Raw genomic sequence first — 3377 nt, forward strand, 5'->3', positions numbered from 1 at the left:
CGGTTGATCGTGTGGCTGCGTGCCCAGTCGCCCAGGTCGAGCCGGTCGAGCTCGGCGATCGCGCGCGGCGTCAGGCCGTCGCCGCAGGTCTTGTCGCGCGGGAACGTCGCGGCGTCCAGCAGCACGACGTCCAGGCCGAGTCGGGCGGCCCAGGCGGCTGCGGACGAACCGGCGGGACCGGCCCCGACGACGAGGACGTCGGTGCTCGTCGGCAGCGTCGAGGTCATGTGGCGATTCTCCCATTCGACCGAAGCGCGGGCGGGGACCGGGTGGGTCCCGTGGGAGGATGGCGCGCATGTCCACCGTGTCCTCCCCACGCCCCGACAGCGTCCGGTTCGCCTCACGGGGCTCGAGCCACTTCGACCTGTTGCTGGCCGCCTTCTGCGCGGTCATCGTCGTGTCCAACGTCGTGGCCACCAAGCCCCTCGAGGTCGGCTCGGGACTGGTCGAGCTCGGACCCGTGCAGGTGTGGCCCCTCGTGCTGGACGGTGGAGTCGTGCTCTTCCCGCTGGCGTACGTGCTGGGCGACGTGATCTCCGAGGTCTACGGCCTCAAGGCCGCCCGCCGGGCGATCTGGGCGGGATTCGCCGCCGCGCTGCTCGCGGCCGTGACCTTCGCGGTCGTCCAGCTGCTTCCCGCGGCCGGCTGGTACGAGAACCAGGACGCCTACGAGGCCGTGCTGGGCCCGGTGTCCCAGATCGTGCTGGCCAGCCTGGCCGGCTACCTCGCCGGGCAGTTCCTCAACTCGTGGGTGCTGGTCCGGATGAAGCAGCGCGCCGCCGAGAAGCGGCTCGTCGCGCGCCTCGTCGGGTCGACGGGCGTGGGCGAGGTCGCCGACACCTTGATCTTCTGCGCCATCGCCGCCTCCGCGATCGGCATCACGACGTGGGGCACGTTCGTGAACTACTTCGTGATGGGCGTCGTCATGAAGGTCGCGATCGAGCTGCTGCTCATGCCCGTGACGGTGCGGGTCATCGGCGCCCTGAAGCGCCGTGAGCCCTCGTACTACGCCTGATCAGCGCCGGCCCGCCAGGTAGCGGCCCAGCCACTCGTCCTTGAGCGCGGCGAAATCGCCCGCCTCGATCGCGTCGCGCATCGAGTCCACCAGGCGCACGAAGAAGCGCTCGTTGTGGATCGAGCACAGCGTCGCGGCGTTGTACTCGTTGGCCTTGAACAGGTGGTGCAGGTACGCCTTCGTGTAGTGCGCGCAGGTGTAGCAGTCGCAGCCGTCCTCGATCGGCCCGAAGTCTCGGCGGGACGCCGCCACCATCAGGTTGTAGCGGCCGGTCGCGGAGTAGACGCGCGACGAGCGGGCCACGCGCGTCGGGGTGACGCAGTCGAACGTGTCGCAGCCGGCCTCGACGCCCTCGAAGAGGTCCTCGGGCTCGCCGATGCCCAGCAGGTGACGCGGGCGGTCGTCCGGCAGCTCGTCGGTCACCCAGCGCACGATCGTGCCCAGGTTCTCCTTCTCGATCGCGCCGCCGACGCCGTACCCGTCGAACGCCAGGTCGGCCAGGCCGCGGGCGGCCCGGCGGCGCAGGTCCTCGTGCTGGGCTCCCTGGACGACGCCGTAGAGCGCCTGGCGCGGCCGATCGGGGTGCTCGGACCGTAGGCTCTCGATCTCGGCGAGGCACCGCTCGGCCCACGCCTGGGTGCGCTCCAGCGAGTCGACCTGGTACTCGCGGCTGTTCATCAGCGTGGTCAGCTCGTCGAACGCGAAGATGATGTCGGCGCCGAGCTGGTGCTGGATCCGCATCGAGACCTCGGGCGTGAACCGGTGCTTCGACCCGTCGAGGTGGCTCTTGAACGTGACGCCGTCGTCGTCCACGTGCGCCAGCCGGTCCTTGCCCGGAGCGATCACGTCGTCCGCCTCGGTGCCGACGGCGTCCATCGCGAGGGTCTTCTTGAAACCGGCGCCCAGACTGAGGACCTGGAACCCGCCCGAGTCCGTGAACGTCGGTCCGGCCCAGTTCATGAACGCGCCGAGTCCGCCGGCCTCCTCCACGATGTCGGGGCCGGGCTGCAGGTACAGGTGGTACGCGTTGGCGAGCACCGCCTGGCCGCCCAGCTGGGCGATGGCCTCGGGCAGCACGGCCTTGACCGTCGCCTTCGTCCCCACGGGGATGAAGGCGGGGGTGCGGATCTGGCCGTGCGGCGTGGTGATGGTGCCCGATCGTCCGGGTGCATCAGGCAGGGTGCTTCCGACGGTGAACACCGCCCCATCCAAACAGACGCCGCATGGCCGCGGTCCGGGGTGATCGACAGGGCCCGGCCGGGACGTCGAGTTCATGCAGGGATGAGTTCTCGTTGGCGGGGTCGGTAGCGGTGGTTGTGTTGCCAGGTGCCGCGGATCTGGAACTCGGGGTGCCGGTCGGTGAAGCGGATCGGGATGTCGGTTTGGTGGACGTGTCGGTGGTGGTGTGCGCAGAGCAGGACGCCGTCGTCGATGGTGGTGTGTCCGCCGTCGGACCATCGGGTGGCGTGGTGTGATTCGCACCAGCCTGGTGGTCGATCGCAACCGGGGTAGGCACAGCCCTGGTCTCGTTGGCCGAGCGCGATGCGTTGCTTCTGGGTGTGGAACCGCTTCGTCCGGCCGACATCGAGCGGGACTGAGCTTCCGTCGAGGACAGCGGGCAGGATCCCAGCCCCGCAGGCGATCATGCGGAGTTCGCCGGCGCTGATGCTGGTGCCGAACTCCGTGACCCCGGCCCGGTCGGTCTGGCCGCGCAGTGACTGTTCGTCGATCGTGACAACGAGCGCGGCGTTGACGCCGCCGTGGTTGCCGAAGGACTCGGCGGGCAGGTGGCGGATGATCTCGGCGAACGCCTCGCCCGCCTTCTCGGCCGGCGTCATGTCGCGACGATCCTCGACCGGAGCCGTCTCGACACCGGTCTTCTCCGCCTCGGCCAGTGCCCGCTTGCGGGGGCTGGTCTTCGAATCGATCACCGCACGCAGCATGTCCGCAGTCAGCGCGTCGGTTCTGCCACCGAACTTGACCAGCCCGGTGCTCTCGTCGGGACGTCCGATCCAGAACTCCGACAGCTGTCGTTGCGCGTGTTCCTCACGTTGGAGGCGCTTGTTCTCGATGTCATCCGCGCGCTTGATGTCGAGGGTCTCCAGGGCGCGCTTGGCCTTGCGGGTGAGTTGGTCGGCCGTCATTGCTTGTGCTGCTTCGACCAGTTCGGTCTCGACCTGGTCACGCTGAGCCTTGGTCAGGTCGGCCGGCAACTCGTCGAGCGCGCCGGTGACGATTGCGGCTTTCGCCGTGGACATGCCCGGCTTGGCCAGTGCCTTCTTGACTTGGGGTGCGGTCTCGATCCGGGTGGCGAGCTTGATCTGCTTGGTCGCCTCACGCCGCGTGATCCCCGACCCGTTCG

4 protein-coding genes are annotated in these 3377 nt (G+C 69.3%); 1 reads left to right on the top strand and 3 read right to left on the bottom strand.

What is annotated here, in order from left to right; translation table 11 throughout:
• Nucleotides 1-227 (bottom strand): FAD-dependent oxidoreductase (locus RT323_RS16390; protein WP_313410335.1); only part of this gene is annotated, 227 nt, incomplete at its 3' end.
• Between the two features lie 68 nt (nucleotides 228-295).
• Here RT323_RS16390 and RT323_RS16395 point away from each other — a divergent pair.
• Nucleotides 296-1015 carry a queuosine precursor transporter gene (locus RT323_RS16395; protein WP_313410336.1) on the top strand — a complete coding sequence of 240 codons (720 nt, stop codon included), beginning with the start codon at nucleotides 296-298 and terminating at the stop codon, nucleotides 1013-1015.
• Here RT323_RS16395 and tgt read toward each other — a convergent pair whose 3' ends face one another.
• Together tgt and RT323_RS16405 are read right to left on the bottom strand one after the other, a co-directional pair.
• The gene (gene tgt / locus RT323_RS16400) at nucleotides 1016-2215 is read right to left on the bottom strand and encodes a tRNA guanosine(34) transglycosylase Tgt (RefSeq protein ID WP_313410338.1); all 1200 of its coding nucleotides are present in this window, start codon (nucleotides 2213-2215) and stop codon (nucleotides 1016-1018) included.
• A 71-nt stretch (nucleotides 2216-2286) separates the two neighbouring features.
• The coding region (locus RT323_RS16405) for a DUF222 domain-containing protein (protein ID WP_313410340.1) at nucleotides 2287-3377 on the bottom strand (1091 nt) is incomplete at its 5' end.

The sequence above is a fragment of the Aeromicrobium sp. genome (assembly GCF_032084975.1).
GTDB lineage: Bacteria > Actinomycetota > Actinomycetes > Propionibacteriales > Nocardioidaceae > Aeromicrobium.